24 protein-coding genes are annotated in these 24990 nt (G+C 38.7%); 17 read left to right on the top strand and 7 right to left on the bottom strand.

What is annotated here, in order from left to right; genetic code table 11:
* Window positions 1-12 precede the first annotated feature (12 nt).
* From rimM to rplS, 3 genes are all read left to right on the top strand, one after another.
* Entirely contained in the window at window positions 13-561 is a 549-nt protein-coding gene (gene rimM / locus FY049_RS12690; protein ID WP_004718282.1) for a ribosome maturation factor RimM, read from the top strand.
* A 42-nt stretch (window positions 562-603) separates the two neighbouring features.
* A complete protein-coding gene (gene trmD, locus FY049_RS12685) occupies window positions 604-1344 on the top strand; it encodes a tRNA (guanosine(37)-N1)-methyltransferase TrmD (protein WP_056516682.1) in 741 nt (246 codons plus the stop codon).
* 272 nt (window positions 1345-1616) lie between these two features.
* A complete protein-coding gene (rplS, locus tag FY049_RS12680) occupies window positions 1617-1988 on the top strand; it encodes a 50S ribosomal protein L19 (RefSeq protein ID WP_004718278.1) in 372 nt (123 codons plus the stop codon).
* Between the two features lie 70 nt (window positions 1989-2058).
* On the opposite strand, the gene FY049_RS12675 is transcribed toward rplS, so the two are convergent.
* From FY049_RS12675 to FY049_RS12665, 3 genes are all read right to left on the bottom strand, one after another.
* Complete coding sequence (locus FY049_RS12675) at window positions 2059-3027, bottom strand: lipase family alpha/beta hydrolase (RefSeq protein WP_056516686.1); 969 nt, start codon at window positions 3025-3027, stop codon at window positions 2059-2061.
* A gap of 264 nt (window positions 3028-3291) precedes the next feature.
* On the bottom strand, window positions 3292-4266 hold the full coding sequence (locus FY049_RS12670; RefSeq protein WP_224964627.1) for an esterase/lipase family protein: 975 nt from the start codon (window positions 4264-4266) through the stop codon (window positions 3292-3294).
* 392 nt (window positions 4267-4658) lie between these two features.
* Complete coding sequence (locus FY049_RS12665) at window positions 4659-5693, bottom strand: lipase secretion chaperone (RefSeq protein WP_056516691.1); 1035 nt, start codon at window positions 5691-5693, stop codon at window positions 4659-4661.
* A 138-nt stretch (window positions 5694-5831) separates the two neighbouring features.
* On the opposite strand from FY049_RS12665, the gene truB reads away from it, so the two are divergent.
* The 3 genes from truB (at window position 5832) to FY049_RS12650 (ending at window position 8246) form a co-directional block, all read left to right on the top strand.
* A complete protein-coding gene (gene truB / locus FY049_RS12660) occupies window positions 5832-6737 on the top strand; it encodes a tRNA pseudouridine(55) synthase TruB (RefSeq protein WP_224964629.1) in 906 nt (301 codons plus the stop codon).
* Between the two features lie 115 nt (window positions 6738-6852).
* On the top strand, window positions 6853-7620 hold the full coding sequence (locus FY049_RS12655) for a sulfite exporter TauE/SafE family protein (RefSeq protein ID WP_004718268.1): 768 nt from the start codon (window positions 6853-6855) through the stop codon (window positions 7618-7620).
* 164 nt (window positions 7621-7784) lie between these two features.
* Window positions 7785-8246, top strand: coding sequence for a hemerythrin domain-containing protein (locus FY049_RS12650; RefSeq protein WP_056516695.1), 462 nt, complete (start codon window positions 7785-7787; stop codon window positions 8244-8246).
* A gap of 232 nt (window positions 8247-8478) precedes the next feature.
* Here the strand turns inward: FY049_RS12650 and FY049_RS12645 are convergent, their stop codons facing one another.
* Window positions 8479-9348, bottom strand: coding sequence for an EamA family transporter (locus tag FY049_RS12645; RefSeq protein ID WP_056516700.1), 870 nt, complete (start codon window positions 9346-9348; stop codon window positions 8479-8481).
* 169 nt (window positions 9349-9517) lie between these two features.
* Here FY049_RS12645 and FY049_RS12640 point away from each other — a divergent pair, with 169 nt between their 5' ends.
* The 4 genes from FY049_RS12640 (at window position 9518) to FY049_RS12625 (ending at window position 14120) form a co-directional block, all read left to right on the top strand.
* Entirely contained in the window at window positions 9518-10948 is a 1431-nt protein-coding gene (locus FY049_RS12640) for a tetratricopeptide repeat protein (protein ID WP_224964630.1), read from the top strand.
* Between the two features lie 14 nt (window positions 10949-10962).
* Entirely contained in the window at window positions 10963-11682 is a 720-nt protein-coding gene (locus FY049_RS12635) for a metallophosphoesterase (RefSeq protein ID WP_004718259.1), read from the top strand.
* Window positions 11683-12081: 399 nt separating this feature from the next.
* A complete protein-coding gene (locus tag FY049_RS12630; RefSeq protein ID WP_446083790.1) occupies window positions 12082-12471 on the top strand; it encodes a PKD domain-containing protein in 390 nt (129 codons plus the stop codon).
* A gap of 104 nt (window positions 12472-12575) precedes the next feature.
* Window positions 12576-14120: a PKD domain-containing protein gene (locus FY049_RS12625; protein ID WP_446083789.1), complete on the top strand. Its 1545-nt coding sequence runs from the start codon at window positions 12576-12578 to the stop codon at window positions 14118-14120.
* Between the two features lie 40 nt (window positions 14121-14160).
* On the opposite strand, the gene FY049_RS12620 is transcribed toward FY049_RS12625, so the two are convergent.
* Together FY049_RS12620 and serA are read right to left on the bottom strand one after the other, a co-directional pair.
* Window positions 14161-15033 carry an EamA family transporter gene (locus FY049_RS12620; protein WP_004818674.1) on the bottom strand — a complete coding sequence of 291 codons (873 nt, stop codon included), beginning with the start codon at window positions 15031-15033 and terminating at the stop codon, window positions 14161-14163.
* Window positions 15034-15307: 274 nt separating this feature from the next.
* Window positions 15308-16540 carry a phosphoglycerate dehydrogenase gene (gene serA / locus FY049_RS12615; protein ID WP_224964633.1) on the bottom strand — a complete coding sequence of 411 codons (1233 nt, stop codon included), beginning with the start codon at window positions 16538-16540 and terminating at the stop codon, window positions 15308-15310.
* Window positions 16541-16912: 372 nt separating this feature from the next.
* Here serA and FY049_RS12610 point away from each other — a divergent pair, with 372 nt between their 5' ends.
* The 6 genes from FY049_RS12610 (at window position 16913) to FY049_RS12585 (ending at window position 22916) form a co-directional block, all read left to right on the top strand.
* A complete protein-coding gene (locus FY049_RS12610; protein ID WP_446083788.1) occupies window positions 16913-18322 on the top strand; it encodes an FAD-binding oxidoreductase in 1410 nt (469 codons plus the stop codon).
* 153 nt (window positions 18323-18475) lie between these two features.
* Entirely contained in the window at window positions 18476-19291 is an 816-nt protein-coding gene (locus tag FY049_RS12605) for a DMP19 family protein (RefSeq protein ID WP_262782228.1), read from the top strand.
* A 77-nt stretch (window positions 19292-19368) separates the two neighbouring features.
* Window positions 19369-19740, top strand: a complete 372-nt coding sequence (locus FY049_RS12600) for a hypothetical protein (RefSeq protein ID WP_224964636.1) — start codon at window positions 19369-19371, stop codon at window positions 19738-19740.
* Window positions 19741-19797: 57 nt separating this feature from the next.
* Window positions 19798-20895, top strand: a complete 1098-nt coding sequence (ddlA, locus tag FY049_RS12595; protein WP_056516721.1) for a D-alanine--D-alanine ligase — start codon at window positions 19798-19800, stop codon at window positions 20893-20895.
* A 343-nt stretch (window positions 20896-21238) separates the two neighbouring features.
* The gene (locus tag FY049_RS12590; RefSeq protein WP_105714023.1) at window positions 21239-22003 is read left to right on the top strand and encodes a nucleotidyltransferase domain-containing protein; all 765 of its coding nucleotides are present in this window, start codon (window positions 21239-21241) and stop codon (window positions 22001-22003) included.
* A gap of 31 nt (window positions 22004-22034) precedes the next feature.
* Window positions 22035-22916: a pirin family protein gene (locus FY049_RS12585; protein WP_446083821.1), complete on the top strand. Its 882-nt coding sequence runs from the start codon at window positions 22035-22037 to the stop codon at window positions 22914-22916.
* Window positions 22917-22950: 34 nt separating this feature from the next.
* Here FY049_RS12585 and FY049_RS12580 read toward each other — a convergent pair whose 3' ends face one another.
* Window positions 22951-23343, bottom strand: a complete 393-nt coding sequence (locus FY049_RS12580) for a hypothetical protein (protein WP_004718237.1) — start codon at window positions 23341-23343, stop codon at window positions 22951-22953.
* Window positions 23344-23687: 344 nt separating this feature from the next.
* On the opposite strand from FY049_RS12580, the gene craA reads away from it, so the two are divergent.
* Complete coding sequence (gene craA, locus FY049_RS12575) at window positions 23688-24929, top strand: chloramphenicol efflux MFS transporter CraA (RefSeq protein ID WP_004818687.1); 1242 nt, start codon at window positions 23688-23690, stop codon at window positions 24927-24929.
* The last annotated feature ends 61 nt before the right edge of the window (window positions 24930-24990 follow it).

Here is a 24990-nt window from a genome sequence, read left to right as displayed (position 1 = left end):
GGCAGTAAGCCCATGACACCAGCACAGAATGTGCCCGAAGATCGTATTCAGATTGGACAGCTACGTTCAGCATATGGATTAAATGGGTGGCTCTGGGTCTATTCCAATACAGAACCTATGAGCAACATATTTGACTACCTCCCTTGGTACATTGAGACCAAAGCAGGTTGGCAAATTGTAGACGTAAAACGTTGGAAACCACATGGTAAAGGCTTGGTTGTTTCGTTGAAAAGTGTGAGTGATCGCACTGCAGCAGACAGCTTAGTTGGCGCGAATGTTTGGATTTCAAAATCGCAACTGCCTCAAGCAGGTGTGGACGAGTATTACTGGTCTGATTTAAAAGGTCTAATCGTATTAGGTCTGAATGAAGAAGAACAGGAAGTAAATCTTGGTCAAATCCACGAATTGTTTGAAACAGGCGCCAATGATGTCATGGTTGTTCGTGCAACAGCAGATAGCATCGATGGCGAAGAGCGAATGATTCCATGGCATAAAGATGTGGTACAACGCGTTGATCTCGAAGCTGGTCGTATCTATGTCAATTGGGGCGTAGATTTCTAATCCGATAAGGATTGGCGCAGCAGGAAAATAGAGGAGTCTGCGATGTTTTTTGCAGTCATTACGCTTTTTCCTGAAATGTTTGAAGCGATTACAGCGTACGGAATTAGCGGGCGAGCGGCAAAGCGTGACATTGTACAAGTTCATTGTATCAATCCGCGAGAATTTGCTGAGGGTAACTACAAACGAGTGGATGAACGTCCATTTGGTGGTGGCCCGGGTATGGTGATGATGGCTGAGCCTTTGGCAAAAGCAATCGACCACGCCAAAGAGCTTGCAAAGCAAGCAGGTGCAGTTCAGGTTCCTGTGGTGTATATGTCACCACAAGGGCAGACCTTAAATGAACCAGCAGTACAACAATTTGTTGAATATGACGGATTAATTGTGCTGTGTGGACGTTATGAGGGGGTTGATGAGCGTTTGATCCAAAAATATGTTGATCAGGAATGGTCAATAGGAGATTACGTATTATCAGGTGGTGAGCTCCCTGCGATGGTTTTATTGGACAGTATTATTCGACGTTTGCCGAATACCATGTCAGATGAACAATCAGCAGTGCAAGACTCGTTTGTGGATGGTCTTTTAGATTGCCCACAATATACCAAGCCAGATCATTTTGAAGGTTTGGATGTTCCTGAAGTACTTAAGTCAGGGCACCATGCCAATATTGAAAAATGGCGGTTTTTGCAACGCTATCAACGCACTTTAGAACGCCGACCGGAGTTGGTGGAAAAAGTTGAGTTGACCAAGCAGCAAAAAAAATGGCTAAAAGATGAGCGAGGGTAGGCAAGCATTGATCATGTTTGTTTCAACGCACGTCAGAAGCTGTACTTCTTATCAGGAATACAACAAGTCATTATTGTTGTCCTGCGGAATGTGAGTTCCATAAGAAGTCGGCTTCGAGAAAATACTTATGATTAAGTACTTATATTAGGCTCTTTATTGATCTGGATAACATCAGCAATAAAGGGAAAGATAAACGGGTTGATACGCGATTTAGCCTCTATCCCCAGCGGTTGTGCAGACCTCTTCTGTCCCGCAAAACGGAGATTCCCACAATGAGTGGTAAACATCCTTTAGTTCAAGCAATTGAAAACCAACAGTTAAAAACTGACCTCCCAACTTTTGCTCCTGGTGACACAGTTATCGTTCAAGTAAAAGTAAAAGAAGGTGATCGTGAGCGTCTTCAGGCTTTTGAAGGCGTAGTTATTGCGAAGAAAAACCGTGGCTTGAACTCTGCGTTCACAGTACGTAAAATTTCTAGCGGTGTTGGTGTTGAGCGTGTATTCCAAACTCACTCTCCAATCGTTGCTAAAATCGAAGTGAAACGTCGTGGTGACGTTCGTCGTGCTAAGCTTTATTACCTACGTGAATTGTCTGGTAAAGCTGCTCGTATTCGTGAGAAATTACCAGCGCGTAAACAAGGTTAATTTTAACTTTGCTTTACAGCTAAAAAATGCGCCATTTGGCGCATTTTTTGTTTCTTGCTACAGTTAAAGGTTAAAGTCCTTGTAGTTTTAGGCGATTGGTATGTTCGCGATAGACTTGTACTGGATCTGGTGAAAAAATTGCACGCAATCCTAAAATTTGATTGACCTCATCTAAGTGATTCCAACGATAATCATCACGGATCGTTTTGCCAAATTTAGCACTACACCGTGGAACTAAACCATCATTATCACGACCAGCATTAATTAATAAACTTGTGCCAAGTAGAGCAGAATCCAAGTCTAAAAGATTTGTGACGGCTGTATTGCCCGTAAATGAATAGAATTGAATTCCTTTTTCTTGATAAGCCCCTTCACCACAAGCTGTGGTACCGACACCCATCGGGAATTTACTGTTAAATAGTGCAGAACCTTCAATGGTGAGGCTTTTCCCACCTGCTAACGCATCATGAGGAAGTTCTTTCGGGTTAAGACCTTGCGCCCAGACGATTGCTTTTGAAAATAAATTGACCACACTCACCAATGGGCCTTGAAGCGGCGTGCCTTCTATACTTAAGATAACGTTTGCAACAGGGCTGCCTTTTTGTGGTGAACCAACAGCAGTTACAGATGCAACTTGGGTAGGCATGATGCCTGCGACATAGCGGCTGGTTGGACCACCATGCGAATGTCCGATCAGATTGATTTTTTGACTACCGGTAATTGCCAGAATCTCTTCGACTTGCTGAGCCAATTGCTCACCACGGACTTCAGTAGAATTAAAGGGTGATACTCGTGTAGCCCATGTATTGGCGCCGTTGCGAGCCAAATCTGGTAAAATTTGATACCAGTAGTCTAATCCTAAAACATCGCCAGCACGAATAAACCCAGCCATACCGTGCACAAATACCACAGGATATTTGGTTTTTGCATAGTCCGAGTTCACTTTACTGACAGTCACTTTTTGCGCATTATTAGATGCATATGTGGTTGATAATGTACTCGCCAGTAGTAGACTCGCGATAATACGTCCATATTTCATGTTAAAACTCCATCTATTTTATTATTGGGCGATTTACATACCTCAATTTTAAATTTATTGAGTGTAAAGCCTCGATTCTGATCACGTTTGCAGGAACGCAAACTTTAAACTTCTTTGTTTTTTTAAATCTTATATCAAATCAGATTCTGGAATTCGAAATTCAATACGATGTTCAATATAAAATTTGAATCCAGAATCATTTACTATTCAACTATAAAATATACTGAATGAACAGTACATTTTATCGCCTCTCATCGGCAATATTTACAAGCCTTGTAATTTCAGACGATTGGCATGCTGACGATATTGAGCAAGTGGGTTTGGTGCAAAAAATATTCCACGTAGACCTAAAACATGATTGATTTCATCCATGTGCGTTTGACGATAATTATCTCGAATCACTTGTCCATAATGGGTATTGCAACGATTCATCATGCCGTCATTGTCTAGATTTTTATAAGACAAAGGCGCGAGTGTAGAAATGACCCCATCCATAACATCAAAAATGTTGGTGAATTGAGCTCTACCTGTCCAAGAATAATGATAAACACCATTGGCTGTTAGTTTTTGACCATTGCCACAGTCTTTGGGAATCGCAGCACTTGGATATTTTGCATTAAATTCAGCAGCCCCTTTTTCACTCACACTTTGTAAAGAATTATTTAGGTTGAGGGGGAGGGATGGATTACCTTCGAGAAGCGTGATCACTGGTGCTAAGATATGTTGACTAAAAATAGTCAGAAGTGTATTTGCACCTCGATTACTTAAAATATCATCCGCGATCTTAGAACCTTTAATTGCCCCTGCAACAGAAGTTAAAGAAGCAACTTTTGTGGGTGCAACGATTTCAATATAGCGAATCGTTGGGCCACCATGACTATGCCCAATCAGATTGACTTTGGGTGAGCCAGTCAGTGCGATGACTTCATCGACTTGCTGTAAGAGTTGTTCACCACGAAGCTGTGTCGACTCCAATGGGGAGACTTGTGTCGCATAAACTTTTGCACCATTACGAGCTAAATCAGGGAGGATCTGGTAGAAATAATCTATGCCAAAGGAGGAAGTCCCCAGACGTGTGAAACCGAACATCCCATGATTAAATACAATTGGATATTTGGTTTTTGCATAGTTTGAACTGACATAACGTGGATTTACAGTTTGTAAGCCAGATGCAGATGCAGCCATCGAACTTAATCCAATGATTAAACTCAGGGCGAAAATATTGATTTTAAATTTCATATTAAAATACTCTTGTTGTTTTTAAGTGAATTGTTGATTGACATGAAGTCTATGTTGCAAGCTAAAATTTACTTACAACCCTTATGATCTCAAGCGATTGGCATACCATCATTATCGTTATTGCTCTAAACCAAAGGTGCAAGTTGCATTAAAATCGTGTCAATCCCGAGCAAGTTTTTTTAGTTTGTGTTGTTCCTCCTTATAGGGTGTTGTAAATATTATTTTCCACTTTGTATCAGCAGACTTGAAGATATCCCTGAGTCATAAATGTACAGAGATCCTTGAGTCTGGCTTGCAAACTCAAGCCATAAAACGCGCTATAAATGCATAATCTAAATATTTTTTATTTTCGCTTTTTTCATCATTATAGCGATGGGCTATGTATTTAATGGCTAATTTGCAAAGGGTAATTTTCCTCCTTGATCATGCACAGTTTCAAAAGTCTGTAATCTGAGTTGCTCTTGTTGATTTGCAAATTGTTGTGATTTTAATTGTTCTACAGCACTTTGTTTGGCTGAATCACTCAGATTACTTTTGAGAATATTGTCACGCTCAGCAAGGTATTGATTAACTTTGCCTTTCCAATCATTTCTTTGTACATCAAGCGTTTCTAAGCGTTGTGTCGCTTCTGGTCCCACTAAATTGGTGCGCATTTGACGGATCTCTTGTGCAGAACCACCACGCGCCTTGATCTCTGCTGTCAGCTTTCTTAAGTCTTCAAGTTGATTAAGTTGTTGTAAATTCTCTTTCCAGTCTTCGGGGAGTTGCTCGAAAAGCTCTTTGAGTTTTTGTGCTTTTTCAGCCGCAGATAATTTTTGATTATCCATAATTTCTAAGCGGTCTACCGTATATCGGTCATAGGTATCTTGTGTGCCAAATAAGCCTTGAATTTCATAATCCGAGAAGAATTTTTTTCTTAAGTTTTGAGTATTGACTAAAATCTGCTGATAATACTTTGCGCTTTCTTTATCTGCGGTAGGTGCTTGTAAATCACCTAATTTGCTTCTGTAATCGATATAGCGTGCCCAGAGATCATTTAACTGTGATAGCACAGGCTCTTTATAGCTGATTTTGGTATAGCTGAGAAAATCTGCTTTGATTTGCTCAATGCTTTTTTCACCATATTGAGTGATGAAGTATTCAAAACAGTCTTTGGTTTGTTCATTGACAATTAAGCGATTGGAGGCATCAGCACGGATTTGGCAGTTAATTTGCGTGTCTTGTTGGCTTTTGCTGGCAAAGCCCAGTGCTTGAGATGCTGGGAGCTGAGTTGAGGCCAATTGTCCCATCTGTTGTTCGAGTGCTTTTTCAGAAGCTGGTGGTGTTTCAGTCGATTCTGTATTAGGTTTTAGCCAAAAAATCACGGCTATAAGAATGATCAAGAGACTACCAATGATGATCCCAATCATTTTTTTAGATAGATCCATCTAATATTCCTACTATTTTTAGATTTTTTATTGAAAAAATAATTTGCCACAGAATTCGAAATTTCAAACAGAAAATTTGTAAAAATAGACGAATGGTTTTTGTTAAAATAGCGCATTATTCTCCGTATCCAGACCAATATGTCTTCAAAAGCTCAGAAAATACCGCGTCGCCATATCAGTGGTGTTTTTTTATTGAATAAGCCTTTAGGCATAAGTTCAAATGCGGCGCTACAAAAAGTGCGGTGGTTGTATCGCGCTCAAAAAGCAGGGCATACAGGGGCACTTGATCCTTTGGCATCTGGACTTTTACCAATCTGTTTAGGTGAAGCGACTAAATTTTCACACTATCTGTTAGATTCGACCAAGCGTTACCAAACGACTGTTCAGCTCGGGCATAGCACGACCACAGGTGATGTTGAAGGTGAAGTTCTACTTGAAAAGGCTGTGCCTGAATTAAACCAAGACAGTATTCAACAGGTTTTAGCGCAATTTACCGGAGATATTCAACAAGTTCCGCCAATGTATTCAGCCTTAAAAAAACAAGGCCGTCCTTTATATGAGTTGGCGCGTCAAGGAATTGAGATTGAACGTGATGCACGGCCAATTCATATTTTTGCCATTGAGCTAATTGCGTTTAATCAGCACAGCCTGACCTTGGATATTACTTGTTCTAAAGGAACGTATATTCGTGTTTTGGGTGAAGACATTGCCAAAGCATTGGGAACTTACGGGCATTTAACGTATTTAAATCGAACTCAAACTGGTCATTTTGATTTGATTCCGGAATATACCATTGAGCATTTGGAAAGCTTGACTGAACAAGCGCGTGAAGCCTTGTTGCTGCCTGTCTATGCACCAATTGATCATTTTCCTAAAGTTCAGGTACCTGAAGGACGTGCGGAATATTTTAGCCGTGGTATGGAAAGTAATATTGAGCATGTTGCCGAAGCTGAAGTCTTGGTTTTTGATGGTGATAAATGTTTAGGCTTGGCTGAAATTACCGATAAAAAGCGTTTAGTGCCTAAACGCGTGCTAAACCTTTAATTTCGTTTCATTGTTAGAAAATAACTCAGTTTAAATCTAAGCCTGATTAAGCCAAAGCAAGGTTAAGTCTCTCAGCGCCTTTTTAATAGACGCATTTAAAAGATAAGTGAATGTTATGGAATTTGATATCATCCTCAGTTTAGTGTTCTTTGCCTTTTGTGCAGGGGCAATTGATGCCGCTGTTGGAGGTGGTGGGTTGATTCAAATTCCTGCATTGATGGGTGCTTTACCGCATTATCCTACCGCCACAGTTTTTGGAACCAATAAACTGGCTTCGATTTGTGGAACAGCTTCGGCTGCTTTTTCATATTTAAAACAAGTCAAAATTCAGTGGAAGCTGTTGGCAGTGATTGGAATCACTGCATTTATTAGCTCATTTGGTGGTGCTGCTTGTGTCTCACTGATCCCCCAAGAAATTTTGCGGCCATTTGTATTATTTATGCTGATTGTGATCGCAATCTATACATTTTTTAAGAAGCAATTTGGACAAGTCCATTTTCAACAAGAAATCACGCGTAAAATGTTATTGATCGCGGGTGTGGGTGGTTTATTGATCGGCTTTTATGATGGGATATTTGGCCCAGGTACAGGTAGTTTTTTCATCTTCTATTTTATTCGTTATCTGAAAGTTGACTTTTTGCACGCATCGGCGCTTTCCAAAATTGGCAATTTCATGACCAACTTTGCCGCACTGAGTTTCTTTATTCCCACTGGACATGTGTTATTTCAATTGGGCCTGCTGATGGCTGTTGCCAATGTGTGTGGTTCATTGGTTGGTGTGAAAATGGCACTGAAATATGGCAGTGGTTTTATTCGTATTCTATTTTTGATTTTGGTCAGCATTTTGATTTGTCGCTTGGCCTATCAAATGTTTGTCGCGTAATTTGCTAGATTCTCTGGTTAATTTTTTTTGATACAAAAAAGCTTAAATTTTGTAAGGCTTTTTTTTGATTTGTCTTCTAAGATTGTTGGTTTCTTGATCGAAAAATCACAAACCGAAGCAATGGAAGGTAAATATCAAATAGGATTATAAAAAGAGGGATTTAGATGAATATATTTGAGGCTTTGAGAGAAAGTCATATCATTCAGAAGGATTTGTCAGAACAATTAACACATACCTCAGGCGATAGTCCTGAACGAAGGAAAATTTTTAATTTATTGAAAAATGAATTATTTGCCCATGCTGTTGCAGAAGATCGCTATTTTTATATTCCGTTAATGATGACGGATTCAGGTTTAAATATTACCCGTTTGGCACTGGCTGAACATCATGAGATGGATGAAATATTACAATCGCTAGAACAAACAGATTTTAGCCACTCTCGCTGGCTGGTTTTAGCGAAACGATTATCTGAAATCATCGCGCATCATATTCATCAAGAAGAGCATTCTTTTTTTCAAAAAGCGCTAAAGATTTTAGATGAAAATCAAAAATTAATCTTAGCAAAGAAATATTTATCGGAATATAAAAAGTATAAAGCAAAAGACCTTATCCGCTTGGTTGGCTAAGTCTGTTGGCTTGTATTTCGTTGACTTGTCTACAAAGGCAACTAAATAAAATTGAAGCTATAAAGTACCCAGAGAATGATGAGCAGCTCGCTGAACGATATTTACAATTTTTTTTAAATTAATGAGATGCTTCTCATCCATCATATATTTACACTGATCTTCTCTTCCTTAAGATCGCGTAAATATGGTCGGGATTCTATATGACTGGCAGTGGGTCAGTATTGAGAATGTTTTAGTGAGCATTTGAGCTTTTCGCCGCTCTAAATGTTACCCCTACCGATGCAATCATAATGCAGATTAAAGCAACGGTTTGCCAAGCAGTAATATGTTCATTCAGTAAAACCATACCTGAAATTGCGGCAAGTGCAGGGGATAGACTCGATAAAGTACCATAGCTCATTTTGCTTAATTGTTTTAAAGCAAGCAGATCTAAGGCATACGGAATCGCTGTTGCTAAAAGTGCAATCAGCAAAGCTTTGCCCCAGTACTGTGTTTGTAGCAAGGCATCTGGGTTATGTACAGCACTGATTGGCAGCATAACCAAGGCAGACAAGACGATTGCAATACTTAGTGCATGCATACCAATATTTTGTCGTACAACTTTTTGCCCAAAATAAATATAACTTGCCCAACAGACACCCGCACCTAAAGCAAAGGCAGCACCAAGATAGGAAAAGTTATGTGCGGTCGCATCTTGCCAAGGCACCATCAAAGCAATGCCAATGATGGCAAGAAATACCCAAATATAGTCAGTTTTTTGTTTAATCGAGAGCAGTGCCAAAGTCAGAGGCCCTAAAAATTCTAATCCAACAGCAATACCTTGAGGCAATTTGCCTAAAGAGGCATAGAACAGCACATTCATCAAACAGACTGAACCACTATAATAAAGTAGCTCATTCCATCTTAGGTAAGGTAAACGCTTGATAATTTTCCATGAACGGAACATTAAAATAATTAAAATAGACGCAAAACATAATCTTAAGGTCACGACGGTAATCGGATCTAAAACCTCAAATAACTGTTTAGCAAATGAGGCACTGATCTGATAAGCCACCATAGATAAAACCATGAAGAGCACAGCAGTGAGTTGAGAATTTGGCATATCTAAGGTGAGGAAAAATATTGCACAGATTTTAACACTTTCTCGGATTTATTTGAGTATTTCGCGAATAGATGAATATTGATTCAACATTTCCCTTTGAGATTCAGCCGAGTCCTCTGTAAGATGGGAATGATTATACTTGCAATGGCACATGTGTTAGGAATAAAAGATGTCAGGAAATACCAATAAAACTGAAAATTTAGGCTTAAATGCAACAGAGCAAGCAGAAGCTTGGTATATCGATGTACTTGAATTAGAACAACAAGGTCTTGCTCAAAATGAGCAAGACGCTCAAGCGCGTGTTGATTTGTTGGTTAATGCCTCTAATCAGAATTTTGCACCTGCAAGTACTCTGTTAGGGCAGTGGCATGTTTTAGGCCGTTATGTAAATCAAAGTGTGCAGTCAGCTATTCTTTTTTTTCAACATGCAGCAAAGCTTAATCATGCACTGGCTCATTTAGAACTTGCTTATCTTGGCTTGAACAATGCAACCGATCAATTGACAAAAGCACAAGCCTTAATGCATTTGCAACAAGCAGTTCAATTGAATCATCCAGAAGCAATTTTTGTTTATGCACAACAACAATTATCACAGGATCCACAGTCAGCGTACTTATTATTTTTAAATAATTATTTAAAAAATCAGCATCAAAACAGCCTGAAGTTTTTTGTAGAGTTTTCAGGGTTTGATTCGATCAAAGTACAAAATGAATTGTTAAAAATCGCTGAAAAAGACCATTTTTCCTGTGCTTTATTGGCGTTTAGTTATTTAAAACAGAACAATCTTGATGCTGCTTTAAAATATGCCGATATCGCGCAAGAACATAATGATCCATTTGGCTGCTACGTTCGCGCACTTATTGAGCAACAAAGTGCTAAAGCGGATGTGACAGTTGTACAAGAGTTTTTACTTAAAGCTGCAAAAAATGGACATATCGAATCTGCTTATTTAGCTGCAGTGACACTGTTAAAAAATTCGGAAAATGCCAAAACTGAGCAAAAGCAAAAAGAATATGCAGCACTCGCTTTTGATTTATTATCGCATGCTGCTGTTTCAGGTAATGTTCCAGCTCAATACTCTTTAGCACAGTGCTTACGCTATGGTATGGGAACTGAGAAAAATCTTGATCAGGGTATTTCTTGGTTAGAACGTGCTGCAATGCAAAACCATCCAGATGCCCAGTTTGAATTGTCGATGTTATTGCCTTTAGAACATGAACATCACCTTCCATTACTAAATTCAGCCGCAGAGAAAGGCCATGTTCAGGCCATGCTGTGTATGTCGATTTTTGAGCAACGTCAAAACAATGCAGATGGGGCATTATTTTGGCTAAACAAAGCCAAAGAGTTGAAAGTTCCACGTGCCTTCTTCTTATTGGCACAAATGTATCAGGAAGGTAAGTGTGTAGAGGCTGATTTAACCCAAAGTGCAGATTTGTTTAAACAAGCTGCCGATCATGGTGATATCGACTCTTATTTTGAATTATTTAAAATTTATAAAGATGGGATCGGGGTGCGTAAAAATAAAAAAACTGCCAGTAAATATTTGGATTTAGCCAAAGACAACCAGCATATTGAAGCAGCTTCAATTGACTTTTAATCAAAGATCAGTCTATGTCTGAATTATCGCAACACAAGCTCGCGCATGTAGCGACCTATACCCATGAGACAGGTCGCTTGTTTGTGGTAGGCGATATACATGGTTGTTATGATCTGTTGATGCAACAGCTTGAACGTGTTCAATTTAATTTTGAAAAGGATCTATTGATTGCTGTAGGGGATCTTGTTGATCGTGGCCCTGACAGTTTGAAATGTTTGCATCTGCTTGCAGAGCCTTGGTTTAAAGCTGTTTTAGGCAATCATGAAGAAATGTGTTTATTGTCGCAGATCGATCCGATGATGAAAGATATGCATGCGCATCATGGTGGAAAATGGTTTTATGCATTAAGTCCAGATCAGCAGCAACAAGTTATCGATCAATTAAACACTTTACCGATATTGTTAGAAGTCATTTATCAAAATAAGAAGTATGGCTTTGTTCATGCCGATATAGATCTAAATGATTGGGATGCGTTTAAAGTTGCGACACGATCTAAAAGTCGCGAATTGGCGTTATGGGGCAGAGGACGAATTAAAAATAAACGCTTTATGCGTTATTCAACAGTTGTCGGTGTGGAGCAGGTTTTTCTAGGTCATACCGTGGTTGATTTTGTCACCAAGAAGCATAATTGCTATTTTCTAGATACGGGCGCTTGTTTTGGAAGTGAGTTAAGCCTTGTTGAAATAGATCATCACCGCCCGATAGAAAAACAAGTGTTTGTCCTGAAGTCATAATTTTGCTTATTATTGTTTAAATATTTTTAAGAGTTCAGGCTATTCATTGCAGTGAATTTTATATGGCTATTACTTAAATTTTATCTGTGTAGTGGAAAAAATAAGTCTTTAATTAAAAAATACATACATATAAAAGCATTAACTATTAAATACATGAGTATAAGATTTTGAATTGTAAAGAAAAATATTTATTTCTAATCAAAGTCATTTTTTCATTTATCGAGATTAAATCAATTTTTTTGTCATCACTTGCTTTGATACAGCAAGTATCAACGATGTTTGATTGAGAAAGATATTGAAATATTTTTAAAATAAAATAGCTATTATTAATAATTAATAAACAGTAAAATAAAATATCGTGATGGATATCACGAATTAAATAACAATAAGGTGATCAGAATGATGAGATCGAAAAATTATATAAAATGGTTTCTTTTTGCATGGCTAAGCTTACTTTTGTTGGCTTGTAACTCTTCAACAAAATTTGAACAGGGTCTTACAGCCAAATTTGAATATAGTCCAACAGCGCCAAGTATCGGTGAAGTTGTAAAATTTGATGCAACCAAGAGTACGGTTGATCAAGCAAAAGAAGCCAGTGCAATTGCTAGCTATGCTTGGAACTTTGGAGATGGTTCAAGCGGAAAAGGCGCTACAGTTGAACATACTTATACCAAAGTTGGTCAATATACCGTGAGCCTGACGATAACAGACCTAGCAGGTCGGACTGACTCAACTACACAGAAAATAGAAGTAAAGCAGGGAGCAACAACGATAACCGAGAGGTTTTAGTTTCAGCTCAAACGGTTGATGGCGCTTCGATTCCAAATACAAATATTACAATACAAGGGCAAAGTGTTAAAACAGATCAAAATGGTCATGCGACGTTGAAGCTGATGCTTCCTCAAAACACACAAAAAGTGGTGGCTAAATTTGAAAAAGAAGGCTTTATCACGCAGTCAATTGTTTATGATGTTGCCAATTTAAAAGCAATCTCAGCAAATTTATTGGCCATTAAACAAATTGTTCCTGTGTCAGAGATCTCTGACGCTCAAGTGATTCAATCCTTAAATTTGGGTGCACGCATTAGCATCCCCGCCAATGCTTTTGTAAAAGCAGATGGCAGCCTAGCCACAGGCGCAGTGACTGTTGAATTTACTCCATGGGATATTACCAATCGTGATTTAAATGCAATGCCTGCCAATGGTGTAGCACGCGATGCGCATGGCAATATCGTGGATCTGATCAGTGCGGGAATGATTACAGCCACATTTAAAGATGCAGGTGGTCAGGAATTACAACTTGCAGTTGGTAAGACAGCAGACCTTCAAATGAACCTGCCGATAAAGAGTATCAATAATCAACAGATGAAAATAGGTACACAAATTCCAATGTGGTATTTTGATGAAGCGAGTGGCTTATGGATTGAAGAGGGTATTGGGCAGGTGACGACGTCAAACCAATCATCTACAGGCCTTGCTGTACATGCAACAGTGAAGCATTTTTCAACATGGAACTGGGATTTGAAATTTGTAAATGCAGGTTCAGTCTTTGTGCAGTGTCAATCCAATGGTGAGGGGATTCCATGCAATGTGACTGCAAGAATCAGCTTAAATGACGGTTCATCTTTAACCAAATCCAACAGTATTCCTAAAGAAGGATTGACGGTGGTCAATATGCCTTCGAGTGGTTCAATTTATTGGACTGCAAAAGATCTAACAGGCACAATGCTGGGTGAAAAAACATCGACAACATCAGGTAATGTGATTATTGATCTTGGAAAATCAACCACAGATCATTTTGTAAAATGTGCACTACCCAATGGGATATCCGTGGCATGTTTTGGAAAAATAAATGGCCAGTTGGATTTTTCAATATCACAAGATGGCGGTCGTTTACTCACAGGTATTAAAGATCCAGACGGACAGTTGGATTGGTCTGCGCAAACCAATGTCATTTTTGAAAATAATCAATGGGTACGTTTTAAAGGCCAGCAAACCTCAGGTTTAACAGGTAATGTTGATATTATCTTGACGGATCGTGAAGTTGTTTATGCGAGTAATCAAGGTTTGAGTTTCCCGATTGTCTGTACCAGTATGATTGAGGATCCTTTAAATGGAACCACTGTAGAACCTAATGGCAATTGGGAAGTTGTTCCTGAATTAATTGGAAAGTCGTGCAATATAGAAATCATGGTATATAGCATAGATGGTACAGAGGAGACCTTAACTTATAATGCAATCTATGGAAAACCAACGCAGATTCAATTACCAAGTAAATATTCAGGTTTTGATTCAGCTGGAAAAGGCCCTATTACTTATTTAAGTATTTATGCAAATATAGAAGACAGTAATGGTGACTTGGTTGAACGAATTGGTCTTGAACTAGAGCCAGATCCGAATAGCATGATAAAACTAATTATGGATGCACCTGATTGGTAGGTTTTAGATGAGTGAATTGAAACCACCTTTCGAGGTGGTTTTATCCTTTATGCCGTGCTTTTTGTGTGGTTACGGTGCAGCCAATTGATGCACTAATGATGGTGGCTAAGGCCAACCATTGGGTCCATAATAATTGTTCATTTAAGAAAATAAACCCTGAGAATGCGGCAATTGCAGGCTCAAGACTCATTAGTGTGCCAAAACTTAAAGCAGATAAATTTCTTAATGCAATCATTTCCAATGAAAACGGCAAGGCACTTGCCAAGATCGCCAACGCAATAAAATAAATTAAATTTGAAGGTTCAAAAACCTGTAGCGGCATCCCAGAAAATAAGGCAATTGGCATTAAGCACAACATGCCTACAAACATCCCCAAGCATACAGTATGGTTTCCAGAAACCCCTGAAGGTCGTTGACCTGCAATAATATACAGCGCCCAGCAAGCACCAGCAGCTAAGGCAAAGGCAATGCCAATAGGGTCGAGGCTTTGCTTTGCCTGATCAAATGGAAACAGTAAAACCAGTCCAAGTACTGCAAGCCCAACCCAAATAAAATCGAATTTTTGCCGTGCATGAAACAGGGCCACACTGAGCGGTCCAATAAATTCAAACGCTACGGCAATGCCGAGTGGAATACGATGAATCGATAAGTAAAATAAAGCATTCATTCCTGCAAGGGCAATACCATAACTGATGATGGATGACCATTTCACCTGTTTAAAATTGACCTGCCAAATTTTAAAAATCACGGCCAAAATCAATGAGCCGAGCAATAACCGCATAGCGGAAATGGTAAGGACTGGAAATTGATCAAATAATGTTTTTGCTAATGCGCCACTGCTTTGCATACTGATCATGGCAATGAACAATAGAACTAAAGCTTGCAGGTGTGGTGCATTTTTTAAATTTGGCATTGTTTCTGAAATTTAGAGTAAGGGCTTGGAGGAAAATCTCCGCAACAGGCTTTTTATATAAAACAATTTAGATGAAATGCTCATGTAATTTGCAAAGCTTATTGCGCTTTAGATAGTACACTGTCTTTGTAGAGTAGGGTGAGAGAAGATGCCAAATAGTTTATTAATCAAATAATTTAACTTAAAAAGATGCTATCGGAAAGAAGTGACAGATTTATAAATCCCATAAAAAAACCACAGGCAAATACCTGTGGTTTTTTTAGCTTAAATCTTCTTAGAACAATATGCGAACGCGGATTGTACCTTCAACTTCATGAAGGGTATCAAGCGCTTCTTGAGATGCAGTTGCATCTACATCCATTACCAAGTAACCGACATCACCTTTAGTCATTAATGACTGACCAGAAATGTTGATGCCATGCTCAGCGAACAGGTTGTTAATTTTTGATAACACGCCTGGCACGTTTTTATGAATGTGTAGTAAACGGTGTTTACCTTCAGTCAATGGAAGTGCGATTTCAGGGAAGTTTACTGCAGATAAAGTCATGCCTTTATCCGAATAAGCAACAAATTTTTCAGCAACTTCTAAACCGATGTTGGCTTGCGCTTCCATGGTTGAACCACCAACGTGAGGTGTTAAAATCACATTGTCTAGGCCACGAAGTGGAGAAACAAATTCTTCACCATTGGCTTTAGGTTCTTTCGGGAATACGTCAACAGCTGCACCAGCAATATGACCAGATTTAATCGCATCTGCCAAATCTTCAATAACAACACATGTACCACGTGCAGCATTGATGAAGATTGAACCTTCTTTCATTTTTGCAAATTGAGCTTTTGCAAAGAAGTTACGTGTTGAAGGAACATCGGGTACATGCAGTGTAACAACATCTGCATTTGCAAGTAGTTCGTCTAAAGAACCTACTTGACGTGCATTACCCATAGGAAGCTTAGTCACAGCATCATAATAAATGACGTGCATACCCATGCTTTCAGCTAAAACTGAAAGTTGAGAGCCAATAGAGCCATAACCCACGATACCTAAAGTTTTACCACGCGTTTCAAATGAACCTACCGCAGACTTGTTCCAACCACCACGGTGAGTTGAAGCAGATTTAGCAGGCACGCCACGAAGTAAAAGAATTGATTCTGCAAGAACCAATTCAGCAACTGAACGAGTATTTGAGTATGGTGCGTTAAATACAGGAATACCACGAATCATGGCTGCATTTAAATTCACTTGGTTGGTTCCGATACAGAAACAACCCACTGCGATCAATTTATTCGCAGCTGCAAAGACTTCTTCAGTTAATTGTGTACGGGAACGAATACCAATGAAGTGTGCATCTTTAACCGCTTCTTTCAACGCTTCACCCTCAAGCGCAGTTTTACGGTAGTCGATATTGGTATATCCGGCAGCATTTAACGTGTCGATTGCGTTTTGATGAACGCCCTCTAACAACAAGAAACGAATTTTATCTTTAGGTAGTGAAAGATGTTGGCTCATTACGGCTCCGCTACAAAGGCCAAATTTAGTCGCAATATGATACCATAGACCTTGTTCTATAGATATTTCGATTGTGACAGTACAGTGGATATTTTATCTACGATTTCTGATAAGCATTATTCAAAATTTAAATGAAATGCTAATGCATTGATTTTTATAATGCTTGAAGCACACTTTATACACAAAGTGTGGATAATGTGAATCAAATCTGTGCTTTATCCTCAGCAGTCATCTAGGTAAAATACTGCTAAAATCAGTAAAGTTGCCGATTTCAGCTATAAAAAATGCTGAAAATTTTTCACAGACTGATTTAAAATCTCGAATGTTGTATAGCACAACCTCTTATTTACTTCTTGCTAGGTCCGCAAAACGATGAATGCTCCAGTAACGATAGCACCTGAATTATTGACCCAATTGACGCAAATCGTCGGTGAAAACCGGATTAAAACTGATGCTGACAGCTTAGAAAATTGGGGCAAAGACCATACTAAGCATTTTGATCCTCAGCCATCGGTCATCGTTTTCCCATCGAGCACAGAACAAGTGCAAGCAATTGTTCAATTGGCCAATCAGTTTAATGTTGCGATTACCCCATCGGGTGGCCGTACAGGTTTATCGGCAGGTGCTGTTGCTGCCAATGGTGAAATTGTCGTGAGCTTCGACAAAATGAACCAAATTTTAGAATTTTATCCAGCTGACCGTATGGTGCGTATTCAGGCGGGTGTGGTGACTGAACAGTTGCAGAACTATGCAGAAGAACAAGGGATGTATTATCCGGTTGATTTTGCTTCTGCGGGTTCATCACAATTGGGGGGCAACATTGGAACCAATGCAGGTGGAATTAAAGTGATCAAATACGGGATGACTCGTAATTGGGTACTTGGTCTGACCGTGGTGACGGGTAAAGGTGATGTATTGCGTTTAAACAAAGGCATGATTAAAAATGCTACAGGTTATGCAATGCAACATTTATTCATTGGTGGTGAAGGGACTTTAGGCTTAGTGACTGAAGCTGAAATTAAACTTGAACGCCAACCGCATGATCTACAAGTGATGGTATTGGGTGTTCCTGATTTTGATGCAATCATGCCTGTATTACATGCATTCCAAAGCAAAATTGATTTAACTGCCTTTGAGTTCTTTGGTGAACTGGCGATGCAAAAAGTTTTGGATCGTGGTCATGTACAACGTCCATTTGAAACAGAATGCCCATTCTACGTTTTACTTGAGTTTGAAGCGCCGTACGAACCAATTATGGATGCTGCAATGGAAATTTTCGAGCATTGCATGGAACAAGGCTGGGTGCTTGATGGAGTGATGAGCCAAAATCTTGAACAAGTTCAAAGCTTATGGCGTTTACGTGAAGACATTTCTGAAACGATTGCGCAATTTACTCCGTATAAAAATGATATTTCAGTATTGATTACACATGTTCCTGCTTTTATTAAGGAAATTGATACGATTGTTGCTGAAAATTATCCTGATTTCGACATCTGCTGGTTCGGCCATATTGGTGATGGAAACTTACACTTAAATATTTTAAAACCTGTGAATTTATCTAAAGATGAATTCTTTGCTAAATGTCAGGTGGTAAATAAGTATGTGTTTGAAACTGTGAAGAAATATGACGGTTCAATTTCTGCAGAGCATGGCGTAGGCATGACCAAAAAGCCTTATCTGGATTACACACGGACTGCTGAAGAAATTGAATATATGAAAGCCTTGAAGAAAGTGTTCGATCCAAATGGCATCATGAACCCAGGTAAGTTATTTGATCTGTAATGATTTAAATAGCTCATTTGTACAAGCGCTTCGAGAGAAGCGCTTTTTTTATTGCCGAACAAAAGATAAAATAAAGTTACATGCTGGTCGCCATTTATTGCTGAAAATTTGTTATGTTGGTTGCGCTTAAATATTGATAAGAAACTGAAAACTATGCTCATTGATAACATTTTAATTTCTAAACAAAGTTTAGACAGTGATGATCACTATGATGTGATTATGTCCAATATTGATAGCTTAAATGGCTTATTTGAATATTATGTCGAATATGATGAAGTATCCGCAGAGGCTTTATACAGTTATTTTGTCGATTACTATCTTGCTCAAGTGAATAATGGTGGTTTTTCACAATTCGTTTATAACACGGGTTGGGATGCGTTCATGGTGAAACATGTTCGTGAAGGATTAAAAGCTATGAATGCGACTGCGCATTCGGCTCTCTTTGAGCAAAGTGCGGATTTAATCGATCAGTTTTCGGATGAGCAATTAGAACAGTTCTTAGAGGGTGAATACTTTGGTGAAAATGAGCAACGAGATATTCTCAATGCTTTTGATGACCAGTTTTATGCATTGAATGATAGTGAAGATTTGATTGAAATAAATAGTCGATGGTTAAAGCAACATCCAAAGTTACAGGTTGTCGATGAAGATCAGATTTTGACGATTGTAGAGCAGGTTGCAGCCAAAATTCCAAATTTAGAACAACGTAAACAGCAAGCAGCGGAAAACAGCCCACGTTATTTTAAAATTATTCAAGCTTTATGCCTGCAAGCAGGTCAGGAGCTAGATCGTATTACCATTGGTGATCCATCACATGAGTATAATGGGCAAGAGATCGTTGCTTGGCATTTCCTAACCGATGCAGGGCATTTTTATATGCTGGATCTAGGTGATCAAGCCTTGATGTTTGATGAAAATGATCAACAAATCATAGCGCTCGATGTTAGCCATATTGTAGATGAGTCATAAAGACACAGTTTTTAAATAGTGTACGTTTAAAAAGCATAGCATCATTAGGCTATGCTTTTAGTTTTAGGGTGATCAGAATGAATCGTTTGAGTTTAATTTCAGTATTTTGTTTAGTGGCTTTGTCTGGCTGTGCAACAACACAAAATTTAATGAATAAAGTAGGTGGTTCAGAGACACCATTAAGTCAGGTTTTAAATGAACGTCCTGATTTGCGTAAGGAACTCGCGACTGTTGAGTTGCGTCAGTATTTTAATAGTGTGGAATCACCCACTGTCGCAGAAGTGAAGTTGACTGAAACAGGTTTGATGGATGATTCTGTGCGCTCAATTCGTAGTGTGTATAGCTTTAAAAATATTGATGGTCAGTGGAAACGTATAGATATGCAGAAGGAATATCAGTGCTATCGTGGTAAAAACACTAAGACCTTCCAAAAGGCAAAATGCCCCTGATCAATTATTTATCGGGATTTAAAGATTTGGAAGATTAAAATCAGGGTACAAACAAAAATGGCAAAAACTAGAGTTGGAATAATTTTTGGTGGAAAATCATCAGAGCATCGTGTGTCACTACAATCAGCACAAAATATCGTGGATGCAATAGATCTGCAAAAGTTTGATCTTAGTTTGATTGGGATAGACCAAGATGGTGCTTGGCGTATTTTAGATGTTACTCATTATTTAGAATATGGTCATGATCCTAAATTAATTTCTCTCGTCCCTCGTGAACATGAAGATTATTTGCAGTCAAAACAATCTCAAATTTTTGAAATTGAAAATGCACAAGGATTACCGCCCATTGATGTTATTTTCCCTATTATTCATGGGACTTTAGGTGAAGATGGTGCATTACAAGGCATGCTTAAAATTTTAGATCTACCTTTTGTTGGCTCAGATGTTTTAAGTTCGGCAATTTGTATGGATAAAGATGTCACTAAGCGTTTGTTACAAGGTTCTGGTATTGCAGTTGCACCATTTTTAACAGTTCATGCTTACCACCCAGACGAAGTAAGCTTCCATGAGGTTCAAAATACTTTAGGCCTTCCAGTCTTTGTGAAACCTGCGAATCAAGGTTCTTCTGTGGGTGTCAGTAAAGTTGAAAACGAACAAGAGTTTATTGTTGCTTTAGAAAACGCGTTTCAATATGACAGCAAAGTATTGATTGAAAAGTTTATTCAAGGTCGTGAAATTGAGTGCGGTGTTTTGGGTAATTACTATCCAAAAGCCAGTGTTTGTGGTGAAGTGGTTGTAAAGTCTAGTTTTTATTCTTATGAAGCAAAATATATAGATAATCAATCTTCTGAAGTGGTGATTCCTGCTTCAATTTCAGAAGAGGAAACTAATAAGATTCGTGAGATTTCGATTAAAGCTTTTAAAGTTTTGGGTTGTTTGGGACTTGCACGTGTCGATTTTTTCTTGACTGAAAATGGTGATGTTTTACTAAATGAAGTAAATACTTTACCAGGCTTTACCAATAACAGTATGTATCCAAAGCTTTGGGAGGCAAGTGGAATCACTTATTCTGAATTAATTACTCAACTCATAGAATTAGCATTAGAGCGTCATGAAAATTTATTAAGAAATTCAAAATTTGTATCTAAAGGATAATTATCTTTGGCTGTTTTTATATTTCTTATTGAAAAATAGATAGAAATACTGGATAAAAACGTATCAGATTTGGTACGTTTTTTTATTTGGGAAATCACAATAAATGAATATTTTAATTATGAGTAATGCTTTTGATCCTTCACGTTTTTTGACTGATTCAAGGAGTCGAATATATCCAACACAAAGCAAATTATGCTGGTAAGTATCATGATGAATTAAAGCGAATATTGATAAAGGTTTTGAATTAAAAACAAAGGGAAGAAAACCTTGGATCCAAAGAAAATTTAAAAAGCACTGAAATTGATGATATAAAACTTATAGATTTACCCAAAATGTGAACACAATGAACATCCAACAAGAAATTCAAAACTTATTCCAAAACCGAGATGAACATCCACTGTTTTATATCGAAAGCGGTAGTCGTTTATGGGGCATGGCAAGTCCAGACAGCGATTACGATGTACGTGGTTTCCATCTACCCTCCAAAGCACAATATTATGATTATCGCCAACACCGTGATTTAATCGAGATCATGGATGGCGACTTTGACTTCGTTTCATTCGACTTAAATAAAATGTTTGGGCTTTTGGCAAAAAGCAATCCGACTGTTTTAGAGTGGGTGCGTGCGCATATTGTCTATTTTAATCAATTTCCTGAATGGGAGAAATTTAGAGATGGCTTACTTGAACGAATAGACTATAAAGCGCTGTATTATCATTACTTGTCGCTGGCGAAAGGCGGTATGCATGTCATGCAAACTGCAGATAACTTTACCTATAAAAAAGTGTTTTATTCTATTCGTGGTCTAATGTCAGCAGAACTAGCAACACAGCAAATTATGCCTGAACTCCTGATTACGCAATTGTTTGATCAAATCGACGCTCATGATCCCTTACGGCATTGGGCAGAAGATTATTTGGAAATCAAAAAACAGCAGAAAGAAAAAGCGCAATTGCCTGTTGCGGAACAAGCGCAAATCTTAAAACTGTTAGAAAATAAAATTGAGGCCTTAAATCTAAGAGCGATTGAACCGACCAATGATATTGAAAAATTGAAGCAATATCTCACCGAATATAGCTTTAATTTAAAACAACATTTTTATGGCTAATGCTTTTACTCAATCAGAGAATAGTGACACTATGAAAACCCTTGCCTTTATTCATCGTAATGACACCCGCTTTGCGATAGGGGATTTTTATCCTGTACTTTCTGTCTTTTCACACTATGAATTAGGCAATACCGTCTCTCCCTTTCTGTTATTGGATCATTTAGGACCTGGTGTTTTAAAACCGACCAATTTACGCAAAGGGGTGAGTGAGCATCCTCATCGTGGTTTTGAAACGGTTACCCTGATTTTTGCTGGTGAATTAGAACACCGTGATTCATCGGGTGGTGGTGGTATTGTTTTAGCGGGTGATGTGCAATGGATGACCGCAGCTTCAGGTGTGGAACACAAAGAGGTCTTTAGTGAGGCATTTTCAAAAACGGGTGGTTATTTTGAAATGGTGCAACTGTGGGTAAATTTACCTGCCAAAGATAAAATGAATCCACCACGTTACCAAAGCTTGCGAAAAGCCAATATTCCAGTGATTGAACTTACGAATAGTGCTGGAACGGTACGAGTGATTGCTGGAGACTACCAAGGGCAACACGGGCCAGCAAAAACGCATTCACCACTTCAAGTTTTGGATATTGAAATCCAAGCAGGGCATAAGGTCAGATTGCCCGCAGGCGCAGGAGAAACCACACTGGTCTATTTACGAACGGGTAAGGCACAGTTTCAAGCTGAAGATGAGATATTTGAAGAGCAAGGGCTTGCTGTGATGTCGAGCTTGGAACAAGACTTTGAAATAACGGCATTACAACAGTGTAAATTGTTGCTGCTTACAGGCAAACCGCTTCAAGAACCGATCAATGGGCATGGGCCATTCGTCATGAACAACTACGCAGAAATTCTTGAAGCATATGACGATATTAAGCGTGGTACATTTATCAAATCAACAGTGCGCGATGATGAATAAAGCAAACTGTGAGAATTACAATTTGCTCTAATACCTAATTTATCGATTGAGGTTTGTTCTTGAGTGCAATCAAGCCTTTGATCAGCAATGCAATCCCGATACCCACACATAATCCCATTAGGAACTTGCCAAATATACCCAAGCCCAATTCTTTATGGTTGGCGGAGCTAATTGCTTTCGCCGTATCTTCAGCCGAGGCGGTCGCATTGGCTTGACTATCCATCAATGCCACAAAGCCTGTATCTGTTTTACAGCTTCCTATGATAGTGCTTGAGTTTTCAGCATATTTATTTTGAACCAATTGTTCACATCGCGCCTGATCTTCAGCGCTAATTTTAGGTGCAGAACTGATAAAATAAAGTCCTCCACCCACCAACAATAAAATCACGCCAATAATGATCAGCGATATTGGGTTTTTATTTTTCATTTAAATTATTTATATCCGCTTATACAGCATTTAGAGTAGCTTAAGAATAATAAATGTTCAACTTTCACTGGAAATTTGTCTGTGTTAGACTAGTAAAACTTAACCCTGTGTGTACCTCTATGAGCTTTCTCATAAATCGGGTCAAGTTATAAATCTCACAAATACAGTTTCAGCAATTACTTTACCTATTGAATTAGACACCTTGTGAATACGGTGTTGAACTGCCTTTATTCAACGTAAATTCCACAATTTAATATTTATATTTCAGTGCTTGTCATTGGGCGAACGCTTATCTTTAAAAAGTAGTGTGAGCAATGCAAGCCAATAAAGATATGTAGAAAATAATGCAAAATTTAGTGCAAAAAGAACAAACTGCAAGTTTGAGTCGCGCTACGCTTATGTTTCCATTGGCGTTGGTGTTATTTGAATTTTCAGTTTATATCGGTAATGATTTGGTTCAGCCTGCGATGCTCGCAATCACCAAAGAATTTGGTGTGAGCAGTGCATGGGCACCATCATCTATGTCATTTTATCTCCTCGGCGGGGCATGCGTCGCAGGGATACTCGGACCTTTGTCTGACCGATTAGGACGTAAGAAAGTGTTATTGTCAGGTGTTGCATTCTTTGTCATCACCTGTTTATTAATTTTACTCACCCACAATATTGAAAGTTTTCTTGTTTTAAGATTCTTGCAAGGTTTTGGTTTATCTGTGATCGCAGCAGTGGGTTATGCTGCGATTCAAGAAACCTTTGAAGAGCGTGATGCCATTAAAGTCATGGCACTGATGGCAAATATTTCTTTGCTTGCCCCTTTGATTGGCCCTGTTGTCGGCGCATTCCTGATTGATCATGTGTCATGGCACTGGGGATTTATTGCGATTGCCTTTTTAGCTTTTCTGAGTTGGTTTGGTCTAAAAGCCAAGATGCCAGCACGTACAAGCAGTATTCCCAAAAAACCGTTGAGTTATATTTGGGATGATTATATGCAAGTCTTGAAAAATAAGACGTTCATGGGCATGACCCTCGGCTTGCCAATGGTGGCGATGCCTTTGATGCTATGGATCGCATTGTCTCCAGTGATGTTGGTTGAGGAACTGGGACTCAGTAGTATGCAATATGGTCTGGCGCAATTCCCTGTATTGGGTGGGTTGATTCTAGGTAATATTGTGCTGATTAAAGTGATTGATCGTTTGCCACTGGGTAAAACAGTTTTGATTGGTTTACCTTTGATGCTTTTAGGTACAGCAATTGTGGTGGTTGGGATCATTTGGCGCGAATATTTTCTTCATTGCGTTATTTTAGGCATGACCTTAGTCAGCTTTGGTGAAGGAATTAGTTTTTCAGTGCTTTATCGTTTTGCGTTAATGTCATCTGAAGTCTCTAAAGGCACTGTCGCTGCTGCTGTTTCAGTGTTGATGATGTTCACTTTCTTCTTTGTGATTGAACTGATTCGAATTCTGTATGAGCATTTTCATCTCTGGGCTTATGCGTTGTCATGTTTTGCGTTAATTGCTTTGTGGTTCACTATTCCACGTGGATTATTAAAAACAATTATGCAGCAACGTAAAGTAAATGGTGAGTTTTAAGCTCACTTGAGTTTCCCTCTCCTTGTAAAAGGGGAGGGAGCTTTGCTTCTTAAATAAACAG

It is taken from the genome of Acinetobacter sp. 1125_18A (assembly GCF_052824985.1).
This window is presented reverse-complemented; position numbering and strand designations above follow the sequence as displayed.